At 67.5% G+C, this 21,344-nt stretch carries 19 protein-coding genes; 7 read left to right on the top strand and 12 right to left on the bottom strand.

The features are described 5' to 3' along the window. Nucleotides 1-56: 56 nt before the first annotated feature. The 3 genes from SK1NUM_RS02180 to pheA are packed head-to-tail and all read right to left on the bottom strand — an operon-like array spanning nt 57 to nt 3,014. Nucleotides 57-839, bottom strand: a complete 783-nt coding sequence (locus SK1NUM_RS02180; protein ID WP_212324760.1) for an HAD family hydrolase — start codon at nt 837-839, stop codon at nt 57-59. Further along, nucleotides 836-2,104 (bottom strand): serine--tRNA ligase, encoded by a 1,269-nt coding sequence (serS, locus tag SK1NUM_RS02175; protein WP_212324758.1) that lies wholly within the window; start codon nt 2,102-2,104, stop codon nt 836-838. The genes SK1NUM_RS02180 and serS overlap by 4 nt, the downstream gene beginning before the upstream one ends. Before the next feature lie 10 nt (nt 2,105-2,114). Continuing rightward, the gene (gene pheA, locus SK1NUM_RS02170; RefSeq protein ID WP_212324756.1) at nt 2,115-3,014 is read right to left on the bottom strand and encodes a prephenate dehydratase; all 900 of its coding nucleotides are present in this window, start codon (nt 3,012-3,014) and stop codon (nt 2,115-2,117) included. A gap of 108 nt (nt 3,015-3,122) precedes the next feature. On the opposite strand from pheA, the gene SK1NUM_RS02165 reads away from it, so the two are divergent. Next, nucleotides 3,123-3,707, top strand: coding sequence for a WXG100 family type VII secretion target (locus SK1NUM_RS02165; protein ID WP_212324754.1), 585 nt, complete (start codon nt 3,123-3,125; stop codon nt 3,705-3,707). A gap of 111 nt (nt 3,708-3,818) precedes the next feature. Here SK1NUM_RS02165 and aat read toward each other — a convergent pair whose 3' ends face one another. Next, nucleotides 3,819-4,520 (bottom strand): leucyl/phenylalanyl-tRNA--protein transferase, encoded by a 702-nt coding sequence (gene aat, locus SK1NUM_RS02160; protein WP_223927746.1) that lies wholly within the window; start codon nt 4,518-4,520, stop codon nt 3,819-3,821. A 126-nt stretch (nt 4,521-4,646) separates the two neighbouring features. Between aat and SK1NUM_RS02155 the strand changes: the two genes are divergently transcribed. Next, on the top strand, nt 4,647-5,348 hold the full coding sequence (locus SK1NUM_RS02155; RefSeq protein ID WP_212324750.1) for an EcsC family protein: 702 nt from the start codon (nt 4,647-4,649) through the stop codon (nt 5,346-5,348). Nucleotides 5,349-5,363: 15 nt separating this feature from the next. Here the strand turns inward: SK1NUM_RS02155 and alr are convergent, their stop codons facing one another. Continuing rightward, the gene (gene alr, locus SK1NUM_RS02150; protein ID WP_212324748.1) at nt 5,364-6,548 is read right to left on the bottom strand and encodes an alanine racemase; all 1,185 of its coding nucleotides are present in this window, start codon (nt 6,546-6,548) and stop codon (nt 5,364-5,366) included. On the opposite strand from alr, the gene SK1NUM_RS02145 reads away from it, so the two are divergent. Then, complete coding sequence (locus tag SK1NUM_RS02145) at nt 6,547-7,299, top strand: hypothetical protein (RefSeq protein ID WP_223927744.1); 753 nt, start codon at nt 6,547-6,549, stop codon at nt 7,297-7,299. The genes alr and SK1NUM_RS02145 overlap by 2 nt on opposite strands. Before the next feature lie 84 nt (nt 7,300-7,383). Here SK1NUM_RS02145 and SK1NUM_RS02140 read toward each other — a convergent pair whose 3' ends face one another. The 5 genes from SK1NUM_RS02140 to SK1NUM_RS02120 all read right to left on the bottom strand — a co-directional run bounded on the left by SK1NUM_RS02140 (nt 7,384) and on the right by SK1NUM_RS02120 (nt 12,855). Then, nucleotides 7,384-8,691, bottom strand: coding sequence for a dihydrolipoamide acetyltransferase family protein (locus tag SK1NUM_RS02140; protein WP_212327402.1), 1,308 nt, complete (start codon nt 8,689-8,691; stop codon nt 7,384-7,386). Nucleotides 8,692-8,721: 30 nt separating this feature from the next. Beyond that, on the bottom strand, nt 8,722-9,720 hold the full coding sequence (locus SK1NUM_RS02135) for an alpha-ketoacid dehydrogenase subunit beta (protein ID WP_212324744.1): 999 nt from the start codon (nt 9,718-9,720) through the stop codon (nt 8,722-8,724). After that, the gene (pdhA, locus tag SK1NUM_RS02130) at nt 9,696-10,775 is read right to left on the bottom strand and encodes a pyruvate dehydrogenase (acetyl-transferring) E1 component subunit alpha (RefSeq protein WP_212324742.1); all 1,080 of its coding nucleotides are present in this window, start codon (nt 10,773-10,775) and stop codon (nt 9,696-9,698) included. Before pdhA ends, SK1NUM_RS02135 begins: the two co-directional genes overlap by 25 nt. 325 nt (nt 10,776-11,100) lie before the next feature. Further along, nucleotides 11,101-12,093: an ornithine carbamoyltransferase gene (gene argF / locus SK1NUM_RS02125; protein WP_212324739.1), complete on the bottom strand. Its 993-nt coding sequence runs from the start codon at nt 12,091-12,093 to the stop codon at nt 11,101-11,103. Nucleotides 12,094-12,402: 309 nt separating this feature from the next. Continuing rightward, entirely contained in the window at nt 12,403-12,855 is a 453-nt protein-coding gene (locus SK1NUM_RS02120) for a low molecular weight protein-tyrosine-phosphatase (protein WP_212324737.1), read from the bottom strand. A 349-nt stretch (nt 12,856-13,204) separates the two neighbouring features. On the opposite strand from SK1NUM_RS02120, the gene SK1NUM_RS02115 reads away from it, so the two are divergent. Both SK1NUM_RS02115 and SK1NUM_RS02110 read left to right on the top strand, forming a co-directional pair. Beyond that, nucleotides 13,205-13,891 carry a response regulator transcription factor gene (locus SK1NUM_RS02115; protein WP_212324729.1) on the top strand — a complete coding sequence of 229 codons (687 nt, stop codon included), beginning with the start codon at nt 13,205-13,207 and terminating at the stop codon, nt 13,889-13,891. Then, a complete protein-coding gene (locus SK1NUM_RS02110; protein WP_223927742.1) occupies nt 13,888-15,330 on the top strand; it encodes a sensor histidine kinase in 1,443 nt (480 codons plus the stop codon). The genes SK1NUM_RS02115 and SK1NUM_RS02110 overlap by 4 nt, the downstream gene beginning before the upstream one ends. A gap of 558 nt (nt 15,331-15,888) precedes the next feature. On the opposite strand, the gene SK1NUM_RS02105 is transcribed toward SK1NUM_RS02110, so the two are convergent. Next, nucleotides 15,889-17,316, bottom strand: coding sequence for a DUF1707 SHOCT-like domain-containing protein (locus SK1NUM_RS02105; RefSeq protein ID WP_212324727.1), 1,428 nt, complete (start codon nt 17,314-17,316; stop codon nt 15,889-15,891). Between the two features lie 92 nt (nt 17,317-17,408). Here SK1NUM_RS02105 and SK1NUM_RS02100 point away from each other — a divergent pair, with 92 nt between their 5' ends. Next, complete coding sequence (locus SK1NUM_RS02100) at nt 17,409-18,002, top strand: hypothetical protein (protein WP_212324725.1); 594 nt, start codon at nt 17,409-17,411, stop codon at nt 18,000-18,002. Between the two features lie 55 nt (nt 18,003-18,057). Here SK1NUM_RS02100 and SK1NUM_RS02095 read toward each other — a convergent pair whose 3' ends face one another. Then, nucleotides 18,058-19,050 carry an LppM family (lipo)protein gene (locus tag SK1NUM_RS02095; RefSeq protein WP_212324723.1) on the bottom strand — a complete coding sequence of 331 codons (993 nt, stop codon included), beginning with the start codon at nt 19,048-19,050 and terminating at the stop codon, nt 18,058-18,060. Between the two features lie 173 nt (nt 19,051-19,223). Between SK1NUM_RS02095 and SK1NUM_RS02090 the strand changes: the two genes are divergently transcribed. Then, nucleotides 19,224-21,119 (top strand): alpha-glucosidase, encoded by a 1,896-nt coding sequence (locus SK1NUM_RS02090; protein ID WP_212324721.1) that lies wholly within the window; start codon nt 19,224-19,226, stop codon nt 21,117-21,119. Nucleotides 21,120-21,344 lie beyond the last annotated feature (225 nt).

Here is a 21,344-nt window from a genome sequence, read left to right as displayed (position 1 = left end):
AGGCCGGGGACGTGGAGCGCCCGGCCCCGCCAGCGGGGACTACCAGGTTCTGGCGGCTACTGGAACCAGCGGCTCAGCTCCTGGATGGCACCGCCGGAGCGGAAGTCGCCCGTCACGTGATCGGCGGCTGCCCGCACCGGTTCCGGGGAGTCACCCAACGCGACGCCACGCCCGGCCCAGCGGATCATCTCCATATCGTTGTACCCGTCGCCCATGGCGAGCACATCGGCTGCCCGCACTCCGAGCTCCCGGCACACACGCTCCAGGCCCTGCGCCTTGTCGACACCCTCGGGGACGATGTCGACCCACGCCGACCAGCCGATGTAGTAGGAGACTCCCCGCAGCCCCAGCGCCTCAACCATCTCGTTGAAGACATCGTCGTCAGACTCCGGGTCCCGCACCACGATCCGGGAGACCGGCCGCGAGGCCAGTTCCTCCAGGGACTCGACGACGATGTCCCCCGCCAGCTCACCGTCCGGGAACGGCTTCGAGATGCGCCACCGCATCCCGTCGGTGACGGCGACCGCGGCGTTCGGGGCGAGACGGGCCACCCTGGCGATCGAGTCGGCCGGGTCGAAGCGGCTCTCATGCACCACCTCGACGGGCGGGTAGTTCACGATCATCGCACCGTTCGCACACACCGACGGCCCGGGAGGCAGGCCAAGTTCGTCGAAGATCACCTGCGCGCCTGCCCAGGACCGGCCCGTCGACAGCACCACGGGGACCCTCGCCGCGACGACACGCCTGACCGCATCACGCACATCGCCGGGAAGCACGCCGTTGCCGTCGACGATGGTGCCGTCGATGTCGAGGGCGACCAGCTTGGGGGTGAAGGTCATCCGAGGCGCTCCAGGCCGCCGAGGTACGGGCGCAGCGCCTCGGGCACGCGCACCGTCCCATCGGCGAGCTGGTGATTCTCCAGCAGCATGATGATGATGCGGGTCATGGCGCACAGCGTGCCGTTGAGGGTGGCGACGTGCTCGGTGCCGCCGCCCTCCACCCGGTACCGGATGCCCAGGCGGCGGGCCTGGAACTGGGTGCAGTTCGACGTGGAGGTCACCTCGCGGTAGCGCTGCTGGGTCGGCAGCCAGGCGTAGCAGTCGTACTTGCGGGCGGCGCTGAGCCCCAGGTCCCCGGACGCGACGTCCAGCACCTGGAACGGGATCTCCAGCGCGTTCAGGAACTCCTTCTCGAAGCCCAGCAGCCTCTGGTGCCATTGTTCGGCGTCCCCGGGCAGGCAGTGAACGAACATCTCCACCTTGTCGAACCAGTGGACGCGGAAGATGCCGCGGGTGTCCTTGCCGTAGGACCCGGCCTCGCGGCGGAAGCATGGGCTGAACGCCGCGTACTGGCGCGGCAGCGAGGCGGCGTCGAGGATCTCATCGCTGTGGAAGGCGGCCAGCGCGACCTCAGAAGTGCCGACCAGGTAGAGGTCGTCGGCGGGCAGGTGATAGACGTCCTTCGCAGCCTGACCGAGGAAGCCGGTGCCCGCCATCGCCTCGGGTTTGACGAGCGCGGGCGGGATCACCGGGGTGAAGCCCCACTGCGCGGCCTTGGTCATGGCCAGGTTCAGCAGTGCCAGCTCCAGCTGCGCGCCGATCCCGGTCAGCACGTAGAACCGGGACCCGGAGATCTTCGTGCCGCGTTCCATGTCGATGGCACCCAGGGCCTCTCCCAGCTCCAGGTGATCCCTCGGTGCGAAGCCCTCGGCGGCGAAGTCGCGGGGCGTCCCGACGGTCTCGATGACGATTCCTTCGTCCTCACCGCCGCGCGGCACACCGTCGATGACGATGTTGCCCAGCTGCATCACCAGCTCGTTGAAACGCTCCCCAGCGGCCTCCGACGCCTCCTGTGCGGCCTTCACCTCCGCCGCCAGCTGCTTGGTGCGGGCCAGCAGCCCAGCCTTCTCATCGCCCTGCGCCCGCGGGATCAGCCTGCCGAGATCCTTCTGCTCGGCCCGGAGCCTCTCGAAGGTGGCGATCCCGGAGCGACGCGCCTCGTCGGCCGCCACCAGCTCGTCGACGAGTCCGACGGAGTCCCCGCGGGCCTCCTGCGAACGCCGTACGAGGTCAGGGTCGGTGCGAAGTAGCTTGGGATCGATCATGGGGTGAACTCTACGCGAGTCGCTCCAGCCAGGCCTGGGCCTCCTCGAAGGACTCGTCGTCGAAACCGCGCCGCACGTCAGGGGGCTGGGCGTCGGCGCGCGGATAGGAGCCAAGGAAGATCACGTCACGGCAGATGCGGTGCAGGCCGAGGAGGGTCTCGGTCAGCCGCCGGTCGGCCAGATGCCCCTCCGCGTCGATGGCGAAGCAGTAGCTGCCGAGGAGGGTCTTCGTGGGGCGCGACTCGATCCGGCACAGGTTCACACCGCGCACCGCGAACTGCTGGAGGATCTCCAGCAGCGCCCCGGGATGGTCCTGGTGCAGGTAGGCCACCAGGGTGGTCTTGTCGGCTCCGGTGCGTTCCGGCAGCCGCCCTGGCCGCGAGGCCACGACGAACCGGGTCACCGCCCCAGGATTGTCCTCAATGGAGTAGGCCAGCTCCTCCAGCTCGTAGAGCTGGCCTGCGACGCGCGCGCAGATGGCGGCGTCGTAGCGGGACGCGGGATCCGAGACCTCCTTCGCCGCCCCCGCCGTCGACCCCGCCTCGGTCACCTGGGCGCTGGGGATCATGGTGGCCAGCCAGTCGCGGCACTGGGCCGCGGCATGGCCGTGAGTGAGAACTGACGCGACGTCGCCGAGACTGGTGCCGGGCCGCACGTACAACCCGAACTCGACGGGGATGACCACCTCGCCGGTGATCATCAGCGGGTCGCCGTCGACGAGTTTGTCGAGGGTGGCGGATACCCCTCCCTCCACGGAGTTCTCGATGGGCACCACAGCCCCCGTCACCTGGCCCTGCCGCACCGCGTCGAGGGCCTCACCTACACTGGAGAAGGCGACGCCATCGGCGTCTGTGATGCTGAGCATAGCCTGGTGTGTGAACGTCCCCGCGGGTCCGAAATATCCGAGCACCGTCACAGGTTAGCGTCGCCACGCGACTTGCCGGGGGTGCGATCTCCCCGGTCATGACCCCTTGCGGGCATAAAGTCGTTTTGAAAGCACCCGACGGAAGAGGCTGTCATGGCTCGCGAGCACGTGGAAAACCCCGTGGTGGCGGAAGCCGCTGCCCAAATCGAGGTCAAGCACCAGCAGATCCACGACCTCCAAGCCCGGCTGCAGAAGCAGCTCCCAGCGCTGGCAGCCCGCTGGAACATGCACGAGTTCACTGCCTTCCAGCGCGACTACAGCCACTTCGACTCCGAGTTCGAGCGGGTCAAGCAGGGCCTTGACATGATCCACGCCAGTCTGACCGGGCAGGTCGAGGTGCCAGCCTCTGCCGGCCGGATCCGCCAGGTGGAGCCGCGGGCCCGCAGGGCAAAACCCGAGCCACCACCGCTTGACAGCACAGCCGCCCTGCCCGAGGGCCTCGCACGGCTGGCCGAGGCCAACGCTGAGTTGAACACCCTCCTGGCGGCGCTGTGCGACGAGGTCGCGGGATCGATCGCGGAGTGGAGCGACGCCTCCCGGCGCGCCTGGGACGCGGCACAGAGCTCTTGGGACGAGGCGAACCGCCGCCAGCAGGAGATCATGGACAACCTGCCACAGGCCATGAGAAAGTCCCGCTCGGCGCAGCTGTGGCTTCCCACCGCGCCGGCCGCCAGCTGAAGGCGTCCACGGCTCCGCTGACAGCGTGGGGGAGCAATCCGGATGACTAACCCCGGCTGCTGCATGTTCACAGTTCCGCCGACACCGTAGCCACGAGTGGAAATTGCGAGGCTAGGAGTGCTGCTGGGAGGCCAGAAGCCGCTGAGAGTCCCAGCGCTCAGCGCTCGGCCAGGTGTTGCGGTGTTCCGCGTCCAGCGCGAGGTCCAGCTGCGCCAGGTAGTCGCGGCGGGGCAACTCGACCACCCCCAGGCTCGCCAGGTGCGGGGTCAGCCACTGCACGTCCAGCAGGCCGACCCGGGCGCGGGCCAGCTCCGCGACGAGCCGCAGCAGCGCCACCTTGGATGCGTCACGGCCGAGCTCGGGGTGGTGAAACATCGACTCCCCCGCGAACATCCCGGCCTGGTGCACCCCGTAGAGCCCCCCGACGAGCCTGCCCTGCGCATCCCAGGTCTCGACGCTGTGCACATAGCCGGCCTGATGCAGAGCGGTGTACGCAAAGGCGATGCGGTCATCGATCCACCCGTCGGGGCGTCCCGGGTCCGCGCAGGCGGCAAGCACGTCAGGGAAGGCACGATCAACGGTGGTCGTGTAGCGGGCCGCCATCTTGCGCAGCGACCGCGTGACCCGCAGCCCGCCGGATGGCAGCACGGCGCGCCGCAGCGGCGACCACCAGCCCATCCACTGCTCCACCGGCATGGGGAACACCCCGCACCGGTAGGCGACCAGCGCCAGCGCCGGGTCGAACTCCTCGCTGTAACCGATCAGGTCGGAGTCCGGCCAGGCGTCAGGCGATCCGAAGACGTTGTCGAGCACGGGCCCAGTCTTGCAGGATCCCGGCTCGCCTTGTCGTCTCAAAACCGTTGAGGTTTTCCTTGGCATCCGGGACGGAGGCTTTCACAATTGACATAATGCGTTCCGGTGCGGAAGGACGGTGGCAGCATGAGCGAGGACAACAACCCCGGTGGCAACAAGGTGATCGCCACGGCCGAAGGCATGACCTCGGACGCCTTCCACCGGTTACTGGACCTGGCCATCGAGGGACGTGGGAAACTCACCGGCGCCCGCGCTGCGGCCAGCGGCCTGCTGCGCCAGCGCCGCGACCCCGAGGAGGCCATCCGCTGGCTGGCGAACCAGCACATCGCCATGGCCAGCGGGCAAGGCTTCGCGACGAACTGGGGAGGTTTCCTCGTCTCACTGGTCACGATCCCCGCGAACATGGCGGCCGCGGCCTTCATCCAGGCGCGCGCCGTCGCCGCGATCGCGCACCTGCGCGGCTACGAGCTGAACGATCCCCGGGTCCGCACCGCCATCCTGATGGTGATGCTCGGCCCGCGCGGATCGGCGGCGCTGATCGCGTCAGGCGATCTGCCCAGCTCGGCGACCGCGGTCGCCACCGCCCCGGCCTTCGACCCGCGGCTTGACGCACGGGTCGCCCGGGCGCTGTTCGAGCATTCCATGAACCACGTCAGCGGCAAACGCCTGGGGGTGTTCCTGGCCAAGCGGATACCACTGGTCGGCGGCGGGGTTGGCGCCGTGGTAGACGGCTGGTCGACGCACTCGATCATCCAGCACGCCCAGGAGCAGTTCATCTCCAGGCGCCCCCGTGCGACGGCGTATGTGGTCGTGGTGGAGGAGTCCTGACCCGCCTGCCGCAGATCACGCGTAGATGCGCGGCACCCTGGCGGTGATCAGGCACATCAGCTCGTAGGTGATGGTGCCCATCAGCCCGGCGAGCTCCTCGACGGTGATCTGCTCGCCACCTTGCCGTCCGAGCAGCACCACCTCGTCGCCGACAGCGACTTTGGGGTCCCCAGGGCCGAGATCGATCATCGTCTGGTCCATGCACACCCGGCCCGCTATCGGGTGGGAGCGACCGCCGGCCAGCATCCGGCCGCGATTGCTGAACAGCCGGGAGTAGCCGTCGCCGTAGCCGACGGGCACGGTCGCGATCCAGGTGTCGCGGGGAGCGGTCCAGGTGCGGCCGTAGCCGACGGTCTCGCCTGCCGGGACGCGTTTGAGGAACGAGATCCGCGACGTCCACCTCGCGACTGGCGTCAGGCCCTCCCAGGGTGTGGCGGCGTCGGCGCGGCAGCCGTAGGAGATGATCCCGGGACGGATCAGGTTGGTGCCGGCCAGGTCGTGGCCGAGCACCGCCCCCGAGTTGCCGGCGTGCACGAGGGGAATCTCCCCGACGGCGTCGCGGATCGCATCCACTGTGGCCAGGAAGCGGGCGAGCTGGTCCCTGGTGTAGTCGTTGCCCTCGGGGGTGTCGCTGATCGGCAGGTGGGTGAAGACGCCCTGGAGGATCAGGCTGGGACTGTCTGCGATCTGCCGGGCCAGGGCCACTGCGCCGGCTGGTTCAGCCCCGACGCGCCGCATGCCGGTGTCGACCTTCAGGTGCACGGGATGCCTTGTGCCGGCGCGTTCAGCGGCCTCCTGGGCGGCGGTGATCCCGGCGCTGTCGCCGACGCAGAGGGTCAGCCGGGCGGCGATGGCCCGGTCCAGCTCGTCCGGGAAGCAGGGCGAGAATTTCAGGACCGGCAGTCCAACTCCCCCGGCGCGGAGCTGCTCTGCCTCAGAGACTTCGGCGACGCCGAGCCACTGGGCTGAGCCCACGGCCTCGACGTGCCGGGCGACGGGGACGATCCCGTGCCCGTAGGCGTCTGCCTTGACGGGCAGCAGGACAGCACGTCCGGGGTTGAGTTTGCCGGCTAGGGCGAGATTCGCATCGATAGCGGCCAGGTCTACGTTGAGCTGGGAAGGACACATGAGGCCATTCTGGCGCACTTGGCGGGACCGCGGGGTGGCGATGTCAGGTTCGAGTGGCAGAATGGCGTTCATGTCGAACAACCAGTGGACCGGCGCCCAGGATTGGAACGCCCAGCCCCAGCAGTCAAACGCCCAGGATTGGAACGCCCAGCCCCAGCAGTCACACGACTGGAGTCAGCAGTCGGCCCAGGACTGGAGCGCACCTTCGCAGGAGTGGGGAACCCAGGCTCAGGAACAGACCAGCGTCCAGCCTGCACAGGACTGGGGTGCCCCCGCCCAGGAACAGACCACCATCGCCCCGTCACAGGACTGGAACGCCCAGCCCCAGCAATCCGTCCCGTCCGCCCCCGAGTGGGGCACCCCCGGGCAGGAGCAGACTGCTCAGCAGCCCACCCAGGACTGGAACCAGCAGGCCGCCTGGGGTTCTGCCCAGCAAGCACAGCAATCCCAGCAGCCACAGCAGTGGGGCGGCCAGCAGCAACCCTCCTACGGCGGCCAGCAGCAGTGGGCCCCGAAGCAGCCCGCCTCAGGTTTTGGCGCCATCTTTGACTTCGGATTCAAGGGCAGCCTCCTGAAGGGCGGCCTTGGCAGCGTCTACATGGCCTCCACCATCGCCGTGGGGGTGATCGTTGTCTTCACGATTTTCAAGGAGCTCACCGCTCCCCAGGGATACGTATTCTCCGGCGGCGGAAGCAGTGTCGCCGTCGGCCAGATCCTTTGGGGCCTGTTCGCCCCGGTCGGGGCCGGGCTGATTGCGCTGATCCTGATCCGCGCCCTGTTGGAAGCTCTGGCCTCCGTGGTCAAGAAGTCCGACCAGGAGTAATCCCTTTACCCTTCACAAGGGCCGGGTCTGCCGTCAAATGCGGATCCCGGCCCTTTGGCTTTCCCGACCCGTGAAGAGGTGCGGCTAGAACAGCAGCGCCAGGGCCGGGTCGGCGAGGATCTCAGCCACGTCGTGGAGGAAACGGGAGGCCTCCTCGCCGTCGATGATGCGGTGGTCGAAGGACAGGGCCAGGGTGGTCACCCAGCGCGGCACCACCCGCTCCTCCGCGCCCGTCCCGACCACCCAGGGACGGCGCTGGATGGCGCCCATGCACAGGATCGCCGACTCGTCGCCGTTGATGATGGGGGTACCCGCATCGACGCCGAAAACGCCGACGTTGGTGATGGTGAATGTGCCGCCCGCGTAGTCTGGGGGCTGCAGCCTCCCCTCGCGGGAGACCGCCACAAGGTGGCCGATGGCCTGGCACAGCTCCAGGAGGCTCAGTCCCTGAGCGGCTTTGATGTTGGGCACCATCAGACCCCGGGGAGTGGCGGTGGCGATGCCGAGGTTCACATCGCCGTGGTGGATAATCTCACCCGCCTGGCCGTCCCAGGACGCATTGAGGCCGGGATTGCGTCCCAGCGCCAGGCACACCGCCTTCGCGTAGACCAGCAGCGACGAGACCCGCTGACCCGCGAACTCCCGCCGGCCTTTCAGCGTCTCGACGAGCTCCATCGTTCCCGTGACGTCACAAGTCAGCCACTCGGTGACGTGGACGTGGGTGGTGACGGAGCGCACCATCGCCTCGGCCGTGGCCTTGCGCACCCCCTTGATGGGGATGCGGTGATCCCCTGCGCCCCCAGGCCCACGGACTCCGCCCGTCCCGGGGTCACCCGCTGGCTGTGCGCCGGTGGCCTCACCGCCGCAATCCTCCTGGGCTGCGGCCTGCCTGGGTTCGTCGCCAACCATGGGACTAGGACGCCCGGCGGTTGAGGCGGCCTCGACGTCGGCACGGGTGATGACGCCGTCGGGCCCACTCCCCGCCACGCCGCTCAGGTCGACGCCGAGGTCGCGGGCGTATTTGCGCACGGGTGGCTTGGCGCGGGGGCCCGGCGGCTCAGCGGACACCTCCGGGGCTGGCTCTGGCTCCGCAGCAGCCCGGCGGCGGCGACGCGATGCCACGGGCTCGTCGCGCGGCCCGTACCCGACGAGGTTCGGCTCCTCGCCCTCGGCGCCGTCGTCGATCTCGACGATCGCGGTGCCCACCTCGACCGTGGCGCCCTCGGGCACCAGCAGGCTGCTGACGGTACCGGCGAACGGCGACGGCAACTCCACGAGCGACTTCGCGGTCTCGATCTCAACGAGCACGTCATTGACCTCGACCTCCTGGCCGGCCTCGACCCGCCAGGAGACGATCTCAGCCTCGAGGAGCCCCTCCCCTGGGTCGGGCAACAGGAATTGGCGTTTCATATTTCATCTCCCTCAGAAGGCCAGGGAACGGTCGACGGCGTCGAGGATGCGATCCGCCGACGGCAGGAACTCCCGCTCCACACGGGCGGGCGGATAGGGGATGTCGTAGCCGGTGACGCGCAGCACAGGGGCCTCCATGTCGTAGAACAGCTCCTCGTGGAGGCGGGCGGCGATCTCGGCGCCGAGCCCCAGCGTACGGGACGCCTCATGCACCACGACGGCACGGCGGGTGCGCCGCACGGATGCGGTAAGCGTCGCCCAGTCGACAGGCGACAGCGTCCGCAGGTCGGCCACCTCAACCGACGTGCCCTCCTTCTCCGCAGCGCCAGCGGCATCCAGGCAGGTCTGCACCATCGGCCCCCAGGCCAGGAGAGTGACGTCACTGCCCTGCCGTACGATCTCGGCCTGGTGCATGGGGATGGGCTGCTGGCCTAAGTCGGCGTCGCCCCTGCTGTGGTAGCGGCGCTTGGGTTCGAGGAAGATCACAGGGTCCGGGGAGGCGATGGCCTGCTGGATCATCCAGTAGGCGTCACGCGGCGTGGCGGGCGAGACCACCTTCAGCCCGGGGGTGTGGCAGAAATAGGCCTCCGGCGACTCGGAGTGGTGCTCAACCGCCCCGATCCCGCCGCCGTAGGGGATCCGCACCACCATCGGCACTGCCTGGCGGCCGCCGGTTCGGGCGCGCAGCCTCGCGACCTGCGTCACGATCTGGTCGAAGGCCGGGAAGACGAAGCCGTCGAACTGAATCTCCACAACAGGCCGGTAGCCGCGCATCACCAGGCCGACGGCGGTGCCCACGATCCCCGACTCGGCCAAGGGCGAGTCGATCACCCGGGACGGGCCGAAGGCGTCGTGGAGTCCCTCCGTGACCCGGAACACCCCGCCGAGCCGCCCGACGTCCTCCCCCATGAGCAGGACCTTCGGATCCGTTTCCAGGGCACGCCGGAGCCCCAGGTTGATGGCCTTCGCGATGGTCAGGCGCTGGTTCACGGCTGCTCCTCCCCCGCCCATTTGGCGTATTCGCGGCGCTGCGCCTCCAGGGCGGCAGTGCTCTCGGCATAGACGTTGCCGAACAGCTCGTCCATGGTCAGGTCGCGCAGCTGCGGGATGGTGGCGCGGACCTCGGCGCCAAAGTCACGGGCTCGTTCGTCGAGGGCAGCGCTCCAAGCGTCGTCGATCACACCCTGGCGCCTCAGGTACGTGGTCAGGCGGCTGATGGGGTCGCGACCGGCCCAGGCCGCGGTCTCCTCGCTGGCACGATACTTGGTGGGGTCGTCGGAGGTGGTGTGCGCGCCCATCCGGTAGGTGAAGGCCTCGACGAGCGCCGGCCCGTCGCCACGATGGGCGCGTTCCAGTGCCCAGGAGGTGACGGCATGGACGGCAAGGATGTCGTTGCCGTCCACCCGGATGCCGGGGAATCCGAAGCCCCGGGCACGCTGGAACAGCGGGATCCGCGACTGCACCGCGGCCGGCTCGGAGATGGCCCACTGGTTGTTCTGGCAGAAGAAGACGACGGGGGCGTTGTGGCTGGCCGCGAACACGTAGGCCTCGTTGACATCGCCCTGGGAGCTGGCTCCGTCGCCGTGATAGGCGATGGCTGCCGCATTGCCACCCTCCGCGTTGCCGACGAGCCCGTCGAGCTGCAGCCCCATGGCATAGCCGACGGCGTGCAGGGCCTGGGAGCCGATGATGATCTGGTAATTGCGGAACCGGTCGAGGTGCTCCCAGTCGCCGGCGTCGGAGCCTCGGAACAGCGCCAGCAGCTGCCGGTACGGTAGCCCGAGGGTCAGGGCGACGGCGTGTTCCCGGTAGGTCGGGAAGACCACGTCGCGCACGCCAAGAGCGCGGGCAGAACCCACCTGCGCGGCCTCCTGCCCCAGCAGGGGCGGCCACAACCCCAGCTCCCCATGCCGTTGCAGCGCCGTCGCCTCGGCATCAAAACGCCTGGCCAGAACCATGTCCTCCAGGTACTGGGCCAGGTCGTCATCGCTGCCCACGAAGGAGAACCCGGGGCGTTCCACCCGTTGCCCGTCAGGAGTCAGCAACTGCACCATGTCGTTATCCATCGGTTCCTCCCATGAAACCTACGCTACCGTAGCCTACGGCGGCGTAGGTTTCATCCGAAGGTCACGAAACCCACAAATCGGAGATCAGGAGTTGTGGAGACCAGCCATCATCAGCAGGATCCGCACCAGTCCTTCATCTTTCCTGGCCTCTCGTAGCAGCACACCGGCGGACGCCACCCCTCCCCGCCGGGCAGGAAGAGAGCCACACGGGATGCGGGCGTGGAGCAGCCGGCATCCTCGCGATCCTCGGCAAGCACCTGCCCGGGAGCCATCCCCGCAAGCAGCGTCCTTTCTCGGTGTGACGTGGTGGCGGCGAGGCGGGGACTCAGCCGGCCAGGGTAGCGACCAGCAGGGCCTTGATGGTGTGCATCCGGTTCTCGGCCTGGTCGAAGACGATGCTTGCCTCCGACTCGAACACCTCGTCGGTGACCTCCAGGGCATCCAGCCCGGTCTCCTGGTAGATCTCCTCGCCGAGGGCGGTGTCGCGGTCGTGGAAGGCGGGCAGGCAATGCATGAACCTGACCTGCGGATTTCCGGTAGCCGCGATCATCGCCGCATTGACCTGGTAGGGCTTCAGCAGGGCAATACGCTCGGCCCACAGCTCCTTGGGCTCACCGAGCGACAACCACACGTCCGTATGGAGGAAGTCGACTCCCGCCACACCTTCGGCGATGTCGTCGGTGATGGTGATCCGGGCGCCGGTCTCAGCCGCTATGGACTCCGCCTGGGCGCGCACCTCGCCGCTGGTCTGGAGCTGCCTGGGCGCGATCAGCCGGATGTCGGCGCCGACCATGGCAGCCGAGATCAGGTTGGAGTTGCCCATATTGTTGCGCACATCCCCGACGAAGGCCCAGGACGTTTCGGACAGCGGCTTGCCCGAGTACTCCAGCATGGTGAGCTGGTCGGCGAGCATCTGCGTGGGATGCCAGGAGTCAGTCAGACCGTTGTAGACAGGGATCCCCGCGTTGGCTGCCAGGATCTCCACGGCCCCTTGCTCGAAGCCGCGGTACTCGATGCCGTCGTACCAGCGGCCCAGCACGCGAGCCGTGTCCTTGGCCGACTCCTTGTGCATGATCTGGGAGTCCGACGAGTTCAGGTAGGTCGAATGCCCGCCCTGCTCCATCAGCGCCACCTCGAAGGCGCAGCGGGTGCGAGTGGAGGATTTCTCGAACAGCAGGGCCACCTTCTTGCCCACCAGGCGCTGAGTCTCACGGCCTGAACGTCGCTCGGCCTTCAGCTGCTCGGACAATTCGAGCAGGTAGGTCCATTCGACGGGCGTGAGATCCGTCTCCTTGGTAAAGCTGCGACCTTTCAGCATCGCGGTTCCTCCTACTAGAAAAATGAAGCTTACAACCCCGGCGTATCACCGGCGGCGGGTATTTCCGCTTCCCCACCAAGGGCAGCGCCCAGCACAGGCAGACCAGGCCAGAGGAATATCCCTCCCGGCCGGGATCGGTCTTCGCCTGATCCCCGCACCGGCACCCACAGCCACACCGTCCCGACCAGGCCCACACCGGGGAGAGCGCTGTGACGACCCAATGCGCAGGCAGGAGGCCGTATTCCCACGGAGAACTCCGGAGCCTGCCTTCGGAACCTGAGAGAAAAAGGTTCCTACGTCCCGCCCTTCTCAGCCCGCGACGGCGGCGAGGATGCCAGGCATTGCCGCCTCGATGTCGGCGAGGGTGTCGTCGAAGCCGGAGGCTGGGCCGTACCAGGGGTCCTGGAGGTCCTGCCCCTTGGGCATCGCCGGGTTGAAGTCGTTGAGGAGGGCGTAGTTGCCGCCGGGGTAGAGCAGTTCGAGGCGGGAGATGTGGAAGTTCTCGGCCGCCACCACCAGGTCCATCCCAGCTAGGTCGGCGAGGGTGACCCGGCGCGCCCGATGGCCGGTGGGGTCGTATCCGCTCTGGCGGAGCACCGCGGCCGCCCGGTGGTCGATCGGGTTGCCCGACTCCTCGGACGAGATCCCGACGCTGTCAGTCTCCACATCAATCCCCAGCTCAGCAGCCATCGCGCGGGCGACCCGCTCCGCCATCGGGGAACGGCAGATGTTGCCCCAGCACACAAACACGACCTTCGCCATGGGAAAACCCTAGTGTCGTGTGGTGGGAATTTGTCAGTGGGAGGCGGTTCCGGGGCAGATGTGTGCCAAAGCAACCGAGCGAAACGCTACCGGCTCGCCCGTGATGAAGGTGAACGAAGCGAGGCACCGCATCCGGGGGAAGAAAACACCGGCGAACCAGCGCCACACGACACCAGAGCAGAACCTCCTTCAGCCGGATCAGCAGGTTCCCACGCGCGGATGCGCCCAGAGCGAGCAGAATGCTCGATTTGCCGGCCTCAACCAAGGGATCCTGCGCGCAGGATGCCCAGTATCGGGCTGTGGCGGCGTTGTTCTCGGGGTTTCAACGTTTTGATGGCAGGCTTATCCCATGCAGATCCTGGTGGTGGACGACGACCAGGCCGTGCGCGACTCGCTGGCCCGGTCCCTGAAGTATTCCGGCGACGACGTGACGACTGCGGCGGACGGTGTGGAGGCGCTGGCGAAGCTGGCCGGCCACACCCCAGACGCGGTGGTCATGGACGTGATGATGCCCCGCCTCGACGGACTGGAAGCCACCCGCATGCTGCGCCAGTCCGGGAACGACGTCCCCATCCTGATCCTCACGGCCCGCGACGCCGTCGGTGACCGCGTCGACGGCCTCGACGCCGGCGCCGACGACTACATGGTCAAGCCCTTCGCCCTCGACGAGCTGCTGGCGCGCCTGCGAGCGCTGACCCGGCGCTCGAAACAGGTCCCGGAGACCGATTCCAGGGTGCTCACCTTCGGCGACGTGATGCTGGACCCGCAGCACCGCGAGGTGACCCGGGCGGGACAGCACATCTCCCTGACCCGTACCGAGTTCGCCCTCCTCCAGGCGTTCATGGAGAATCCCCGCCGCGTGATGGAGCGCAACACTCTCCTCAACGAGGTGTGGGGGTTCGAGTTCCCGGCCACCGCGAACTCCCTTGAGGTCTACATCGGCTACCTGCGCCGCAAGACCGAGGTGGGTGGCCTGCCACGCCTGATCCACACGGTCCGTGGCGTCGGCTATGTGCTGCGCGAAACCGCGCCGTGATCGGTTCGTTCTGGATCCGGCTCCGCCGGGGCATCGAAAGGCTCATCACCGGCCAGTCATTGCGGTCCCGGCTGGCCTCGCTCACCGGCATCTCCGTCGCGACCGCGGTGCTCCTGGTCGGTTCGACGGCTTACGCATCCACGCAGTACTCGCTGCTCTATCAGCTGGACCAAGAGATGCTGACCGCCGCCAACAACACCGCCGAGCTGATCCGCCCCGACATCCGGAACCTCGGGAACCTCAGCCCTGGGTTTGGCACCTCGCAAGAGTTGCTTGCCCTCACCACCGCAACGGGTGAGATCAGCCAGGCAGGCCGGCAGACCCTTCCCCTGGAGCCGGAAGCTGGCGACATCGCCGTCGCCCGCATGCAGCAGGGGCACCGGGTCCGCTCCGTGAGGCTGGGGGACGGCCAGGAGTACCGCCTGGTCTCGGTGCCGGTGAGAGCCAGGGACCGCACTGGGCAGCAGCAGAGCTACGCAGTGCTCTACGCACGTCCCCTGACCTCGCTGAGCACGACGCTGAGCTCACTGTGGAGGGTGATTGCCCTCTCCGGCCTGGTCGGGATCCTGACCACGACCTTCACCGCTCTGTGGGTGGCGCAGACGGCCCTGGCGCCGGTGCGGCGGCTGTCTACCGCGGTCAAGAACGTCACCCAGACCGACCAGCTGAACCCGATCCGCATCTATGGCCGCGACGATCTGGGGGAGCTAACGCAGAGCTTCAACCTGATGCTCAAGACCCTGCAAACCTCGCGGGAACAGCAGCGCCAGCTGATCGCCGACGCAGGCCACGAACTGCGCACTCCCCTGACATCGATGCGTACCAACATCGAGCTGTTGGTGGCCGACGACAAGTCGGGCATGCTGCCGGAGGGCTCCCGGTCCGAGATCCTCGACGACGTGTCCGCCCAGCTCGGCGAGTTCTCAGCCCTCGTCGGAGACCTGGTGGCCCTCACCCGTGACGACCATCTCCAGCGCGAGCCCGAACGCCTCGACATGTCGGAAGTGGTGGAGGCGGCACTGGCCCGCGCCGCCCGGCGTGGCCCGAACATCTCCTTCCACACGCGTCTGGAGCAGGTGCCCATCCTGGGTGATGCCTCCACGCTGGAACGCGCCATTACGAACCTGCTGGACAACGCGGTGAAGTTCTCGCCAAGCGACGGCGACATCTGGGTGGAACTCACCAGCGACGGCGTCCTGACGATCATCGACTCGGGACCGGGCATCGCCGACGAGGACCTGCCCCACATCTTCGACCGGTTCTACCGCTCAGACCGAGCCCGCAACACCCCAGGCACCGGCCTTGGCCTCGCGATCGTCACCCACACCCTGGAGGCGCACCGTGGCTCGGTCCGGGCGGGGAACCAGCCGGGGGCGGGAGCCAAGTTCACCATGCGGCTGCCCGTGCTGAATGCCCCAGAGTTTCCCCTGTCGCCGTAACGGGGCGTGCAACGCCCAGCATGGCCACGACGAGAAGACGGCCCGGTGGGGTAACCCATGGCTGGTCTGGCAGCCAATCATCGCTGCCTACCGGACCGTGGGTCCCAGGGTGTCTGCCTCTACTCGATCTACTCGGCGATTCCGGCCGGGCGGTGCTCATCAGCCGGCGGAAGGATGGGGGTGCGACACCACCACACCCCAGGGATTCCACAGACTTTTCCACACCCTGGGAAGAACTACGCAGGTGTAACTCACGGCTGCGGATCCCCGCTCACGGACCTGGGCCACGCCGGCTGGCGATAACCGTCCCCCGATCGACCGACAGGCCCACTAGGACGCATAGAACGCGCAGTTCCGCCGACAGTCGGCCGATCGGCCTTCGGCCCTCATGAACGCGGGAACGCGGCGGCCTCCAGAGGCCTGGCATGCCAGGTTTGTTCACCCTTCTTCCACCAGTTGTCCACTGACTTTTCCACAACTGGGTAAAACTACACTGGTGTAATTCACCTGCACCGGGGGGTGCGGACGGGGCGAGGCGGCAGGCACCGCGTCACTCAGTTATGCGCGACCGCCGTGATCGACGAGCCGCATGCTGCCCTCCGGAAGCGACGGCGAGGCGGCAGCCTGCGACGGCGAGGCAGCCGTGGGCGTGGGCTGTGAGGCCATCAGGGCGCCAGAGCTTTGCGCCTGCACGGACGGCGAGGGGGCGGCATGGCTGCCGGCCCGGGAGATCAGCAGGTAGGAGATGAATGCCAGGAGGGCCAGCACCATCAAGGTGACAGCGATCCAGGTGCCGGGGCTGATTCGCCGCTGCGGGGCGGGTGCCTCCTGGTACGACGGCGCTGGTGGCTGGTAAGGCTGGGCCGGAGGCTGGTAGAGCGGCACAGGCTGCTGGTAGGGAGCCGACGCTGGGGCGTCGGAATAAGGGGAATATGCCGGGGCGGCCTGAGGAGCCCTAAAGTCCTGGGGAGCTCCGAAGTATGGCGCGACTGCGTGGGGGCCGGCCGGCGGCATGGCGCTCTGGGATGGCATCGCCGACATCGGGTCTGGGGGTGGCATCGACGCGAGCGCGTCCTGCCCTGGCATCGACCAGGAGGCCTGGGGCGGCGGCACTGTGACCGACGGGTCGGCGGGCGGGGGCATGGCGGCTAGGGTGGCCGGGGACGGCTCTGTCTCCGGCTGCGATGGCTCGGCGGCGGTATACCCGGCTGCCGGATCAGCCGGGGTGAACACGGGATTCTGCGAGTAGGGAAGCACTGGCTGCGGTGGCTCGGGGGGTGCCGTAGCCGGCTCATCGTCCTGGGAGAAGGCCTCCCTGATGCCCTGCAGCACCTGGGTGGGGGCGTCCGAGTCGTCGAAATCGTCAAAGCCGGATGAGAGGTCCTCGTCAGGACTCGGCGCATACCCCTCATAGTCCGGCTCGCCGGGGAACATGTCTGGAAGCTGAGTGGTGGGCTCGGTGGCCTCAGCCCCGGCCGGTGACTCCGGCTCCGCCTGGACCAGCTGGACCGGCTCGATGGGCCTGGGCACCCGGACGACCCGGGTCATGGGCTCCTCATCTGGCGTCTCAGGACTGGGCGGGGATGGCTCGAGATCCGGCTCGATGGACGTGGCCAGCGGGACCATCCGGGTGACCGGCTCTTCCTCGGACGGTGTCTCGGGTGCGGAGGAAGCAGGATCAGCAGGCCCGGGAAGCTGGACTGCCCGGGAGACCGGCTCCTGCGGTCCCGGCGAGGCCGACGACAAGATCACAGGGATCACGTGGCCCTCGTCGCCGGCCTGCGACTCCCCAGGGCTCGGGGTGTGTCCAGGCTGAGGCACCAGGTCACGGGTCACCGCGTTCAGTTCCTCCATGGTCGTGGCAGCCACCAGCTCCCGGATTCGCTTCCGGTACTGTTCAGAATCCAGCTTGTCGGCGGCCAGCGCCTCGTCCAGGACACGACGGCAGCGGAACAGGTCCTCCGAGGTCAGGGGGTTTGAGGTCACAGTGCCAGTTTGTCAGAGACCCCAGTCAAGGGCCATTGTTATGTCCCGTCCAACGACGCAGATCTGCGCCGCCAGCGACCTGAGGAGGGAACATGCTCGGATTCGCCGCAGTGGACCGGCGCTCAGATGCCCTGGCGGTCTGGCTGATCAGCCGCACAGACCCCACCGAGGCCTCCAGCACCAACGCCGTCGTGGTGGACCTGGCCGACGAGAATGCCCGGCGGAAGGTGCATTCCCTGACCTGCGACCGCATCGTCGTCGCCACACCCGGCAGCGACCTCGCGGGCCTGCCGGTCAGCGGCGGGCATCCGGCCTCGCTGCTGGAGGAGTTCATCGACGCCACCCGCGCCCATCAGCTGGCGATCGTGTCCGCGGTGCGGTCCTACGCGGCCTCCCGCAAAGGCCAGAAACTGGTTGAGCCAGCCTTTCCGGCAGTACCCCTGCTGCCGGACGACTGGCCGGAGGCCCCGGTGGAACGCACCCTGGAGCTGGCTCACCTGCTGGAGCGGGCCTGGACGAACTGGCTGGTCAGCGACAGCGAGCGCCTGCGGCGCACCACCCAGCCCCGCACTGGCAAGACCCCCTGGATCATGCCGGAGGAGCTGAACCAGCCGGAGCTACTACCCCTGCCCCCGGCTCTCGCGGAGAAGCTCATCCCCGAGCCCGTGGGCCCCTTCCCCGGCTGAGGGAGCCCGCCCATGGGGCCGGTGGGCCGGGATCTGTCCGGCCCACCGGAGCAGGTCAGCTACCAGGACGCTGCCACGGGCTCCGGCCCTGCGGGCCAGGCTGCGGATAGCCAGGCTGACCCGGCTGAGGTTGCGATCCAGGCTGACCCTGCGAGTAGCCGGGCTGACCCTGCGGACTGTTCTGCGGATAGCCAGGCTGACCCGGCTGAGGTTGCGATCCAGGCTGACCCTGCGAGTAGCCAGACTGACCCTGCGGGTTGCCCTGTGGATAGCCAGACTGACCCGGCTGGTATCCGGGCTGCTGATACCCAGGTGGCTGGGGCTGATTCTGGAATCCGACCTGCGGACCTGGCTGACCGGGGCCATTCCACGGGGCACCGGGGCCGGCTGGCGGCCCGGCAGGGCGGGTCCTGCCCCTTCTGATCAGGAGGAAGGTGACCACCACGCCAGCCACCACGACCACCGCCATCGTGATCCACAGCCACGTCAGGTCGGGATCGTTCTCGGCGGTTGCCATCAGCCCGTCGCTGGAGAGCAGGTCCTTCGCGCTGCTCCAGGTGACGGTGTTGCCCGAGATCTGGCCGTCGCCGCTGGCGGTAAGCACCTTGCCGGGGAAAGTCACCTTGACCTCGAAGTCAGTGAACATGCTCTCACTGAGCGTCCCGACCTGGCTGCTGGTGCCCTCCCCGAGGCTGCTTCCGCTGATGTGGAAGGTCCATCGCTTGGACGCCTCGTCATAGCTGAGGAATTTCGTGCTGGAGGGAGCCATGGTCCCGGACATCTTGCAGCCGATGTACCGGTCGTCCTGGTAGCTCTCCTGTTTGAAGTCCCCGGAGACACCAGTCGAGCTCATCCCCTGTTTGCAGGCGCCCTCGGCGTCATCGATGCCTGCCATGCTGGCCTGGTCCTTCAACACCCCGAAGTCGATCTTCATCTCGATCTTGTCGGGACTGCTGATGTTGATCTCCTGGCGCATCCGGACGCAGGAGCTGAGGACCAAGACGAGTGGCAGTATGAGGGCAACGATGCCCATCCCACGTAGTTTCATGGCAAGAACCTAGCAATCACCCGCCCCCCACCGCACCTGGGCATCCCGATCCCACTGCACCGGGATGCGATACCGACGCAACCCGCCCCGCCGCACCTGGGATCCCCTGGTTCTTCACTCATTTCATATGAGATCGCTTCCACCTCGCGACTAGAAACGATAAGGATGGGCCTGTGAACATCGATCGCAACTCCACCATCGCAGACGTATACGCGGACCCGCTAGGACGTGACATCATCGAAAAACTACTACTGCAGACCGGGATCAGCGCCTTCTGGATACGCAACCCCCTGGTCTTCCGGCTACGGCTGAAATACTTCGGTTGGTTCTTCGGGAAGGACTTCGTCGACAGCCTGGTGGAGCTTATGAACAACAGTCCGGATGCTCCACCGGTCCTCGACGGCCCCACCCCCGTGACCTGGTGGAAGCGGGCGGTGTTCTATCAGGTCTACCCACGCTCCTTCGCGGACAGCAACGACGACGGCATCGGCGACCTGCCCGGCATCCTGGAGAAGCTGCCCTACCTAGAGGACCTCGGCATCGACTGCGTGTGGCTCTCCCCCATCTTCGCGTCCCCGAACAAGGACATGGGCTACGACATCTCCGACTACCGCTCCATCATGACCGAGATGGGCACCGTCGACGATCTGCGGCGTCTAATCGCGGCCTGCCACGAGCGCGGGATGCGCATCATCCTCGACCTGGTGGCCAACCACACCTCCGACGAGCACCCCTGGTTCCAGGACGCCCTGGCCAATCCTGAGGGCGAGCACGGCGACTACTATTTCCTGCGCGACGGCGACGCCGAGACCCTGCCCAACAACTGGACATCCTTCTTCTCAGGCCCAGCCTGGCGCCGCATCGGCGACAAGTGGGTGCTGCACCTGTTCACCCCCGAGCAGCTGGACCTCAACTGGCAGAACCCGGCTGTGCGCCGCGAGGTAGCTGACATCGTGAAGTTCTGGCTGGCAGAGGGAATCGACGGCTTCCGCCTGGACGTCATCAACTACATCTCCAAGCGCGAGGGCCTGCCCAACGGCAACGCCATCGTCGGCAAGCTGCTGGGGTTCACGGGCATCGAGCACTACTTCCACGGCCCGCACCTGCACGAGTACCTGGCGGAGCTGCGGCGCGAAGGATTCACCCGCAGCGGCGTGGAGCCGGGGCAGGAGGCCGTGGGAGCCGATGCCTCCCCCGTCATGATCGGCGAGACCCCCGGGGCGGGCGTCGAGGTGGGACGACTGCTGACCAGCCCGCAGCGCAGTGAGATGGACCTGATCTTCAGCTTCGATCACCTCGAGACTTCGGGGCACGTGCGCTGGGACGACTACGCCTACGACCTGAACTTCCTGAAGCGCTACTACATCGACTACCAGTCGCGGCTCAGCTCCGATGACTGGATGTCGCTGTTCTTCGAAAACCACGACAACCCGCGGATGATCTCCAAAGTCAATCCCGACCCCCGGTTCCGGACCCAGCTGGGCAAGACCCTGGCAACGATCCTGCTGACCATGCGCGGCACCCCGTTCATCTTCCAGGGCCAGGAGATCGGGGCCATCAACCAGGCCTTCCCCGACGAGACGGCGCTGCGCGACGTGGAGTCGCTGAATATCCTCAAGGCCGAGGGCCCAGGGGCCTGGAAGAAGGTCCTGGCGGGTTCCCGCGACCACGCCCGGGTCCCGATGCGCTGGAACCGGAGCGAGAACTGGGGCTTCACCAAAGGCACGCCCTGGATCAAGGCCTACGATGACTCGGTGGGGTACTCCGTCGCCGCGCAGGAGCACAACCCGGACTCGGTGCTGCGCTACTACCGCGACCTGATCCAGCTTCGCCACTCACACCCGGCGTTGAGCATGGGGTCCATCCGCTTCATCGACCAGAAGGTGAAGAACTACTTCGCCTGGTTCCGGGAGCAAGACGGCGAGCGCTGGTTCATCGAGGTGAACCTGTCAGGCCGTCCGCTGCGGCGGCGCAACCGTGAGCTTCCCCTAACAATCGTGGTCGGGACCACCAAGGAGCGCTCTGCCGTCATGGAACCTTACGAGGCACTCGTCTGCAAGGTGTCGTGAACGACCCCTCAGGCGAGCATCACCTCTTCCCCGCAGCCCCAATATCACACCTGAACCACCCCCGGCAAACGGTAGTGGAATTTTCAATTAACCAAAGCAAGTGAGCTCTGACTAGGGGAAACACCCCCTGGACCGCCTTACTTCCAGACCCCCTGCCAAAAGTGCACCCACATGGGTTATAGTTCGCAGAGCACCCCGTTTGAGCGGGCAGCTAGCAACCCCCTG

The sequence above is a fragment of the Arachnia rubra genome, from assembly GCF_019973735.1.
Taxonomy (GTDB): domain Bacteria; phylum Actinomycetota; class Actinomycetes; order Propionibacteriales; family Propionibacteriaceae; genus Arachnia; species Arachnia rubra.
Note: the sequence above shows the minus strand (reverse complement) of the source record. Positions and strands in the feature narration are given on the sequence as shown.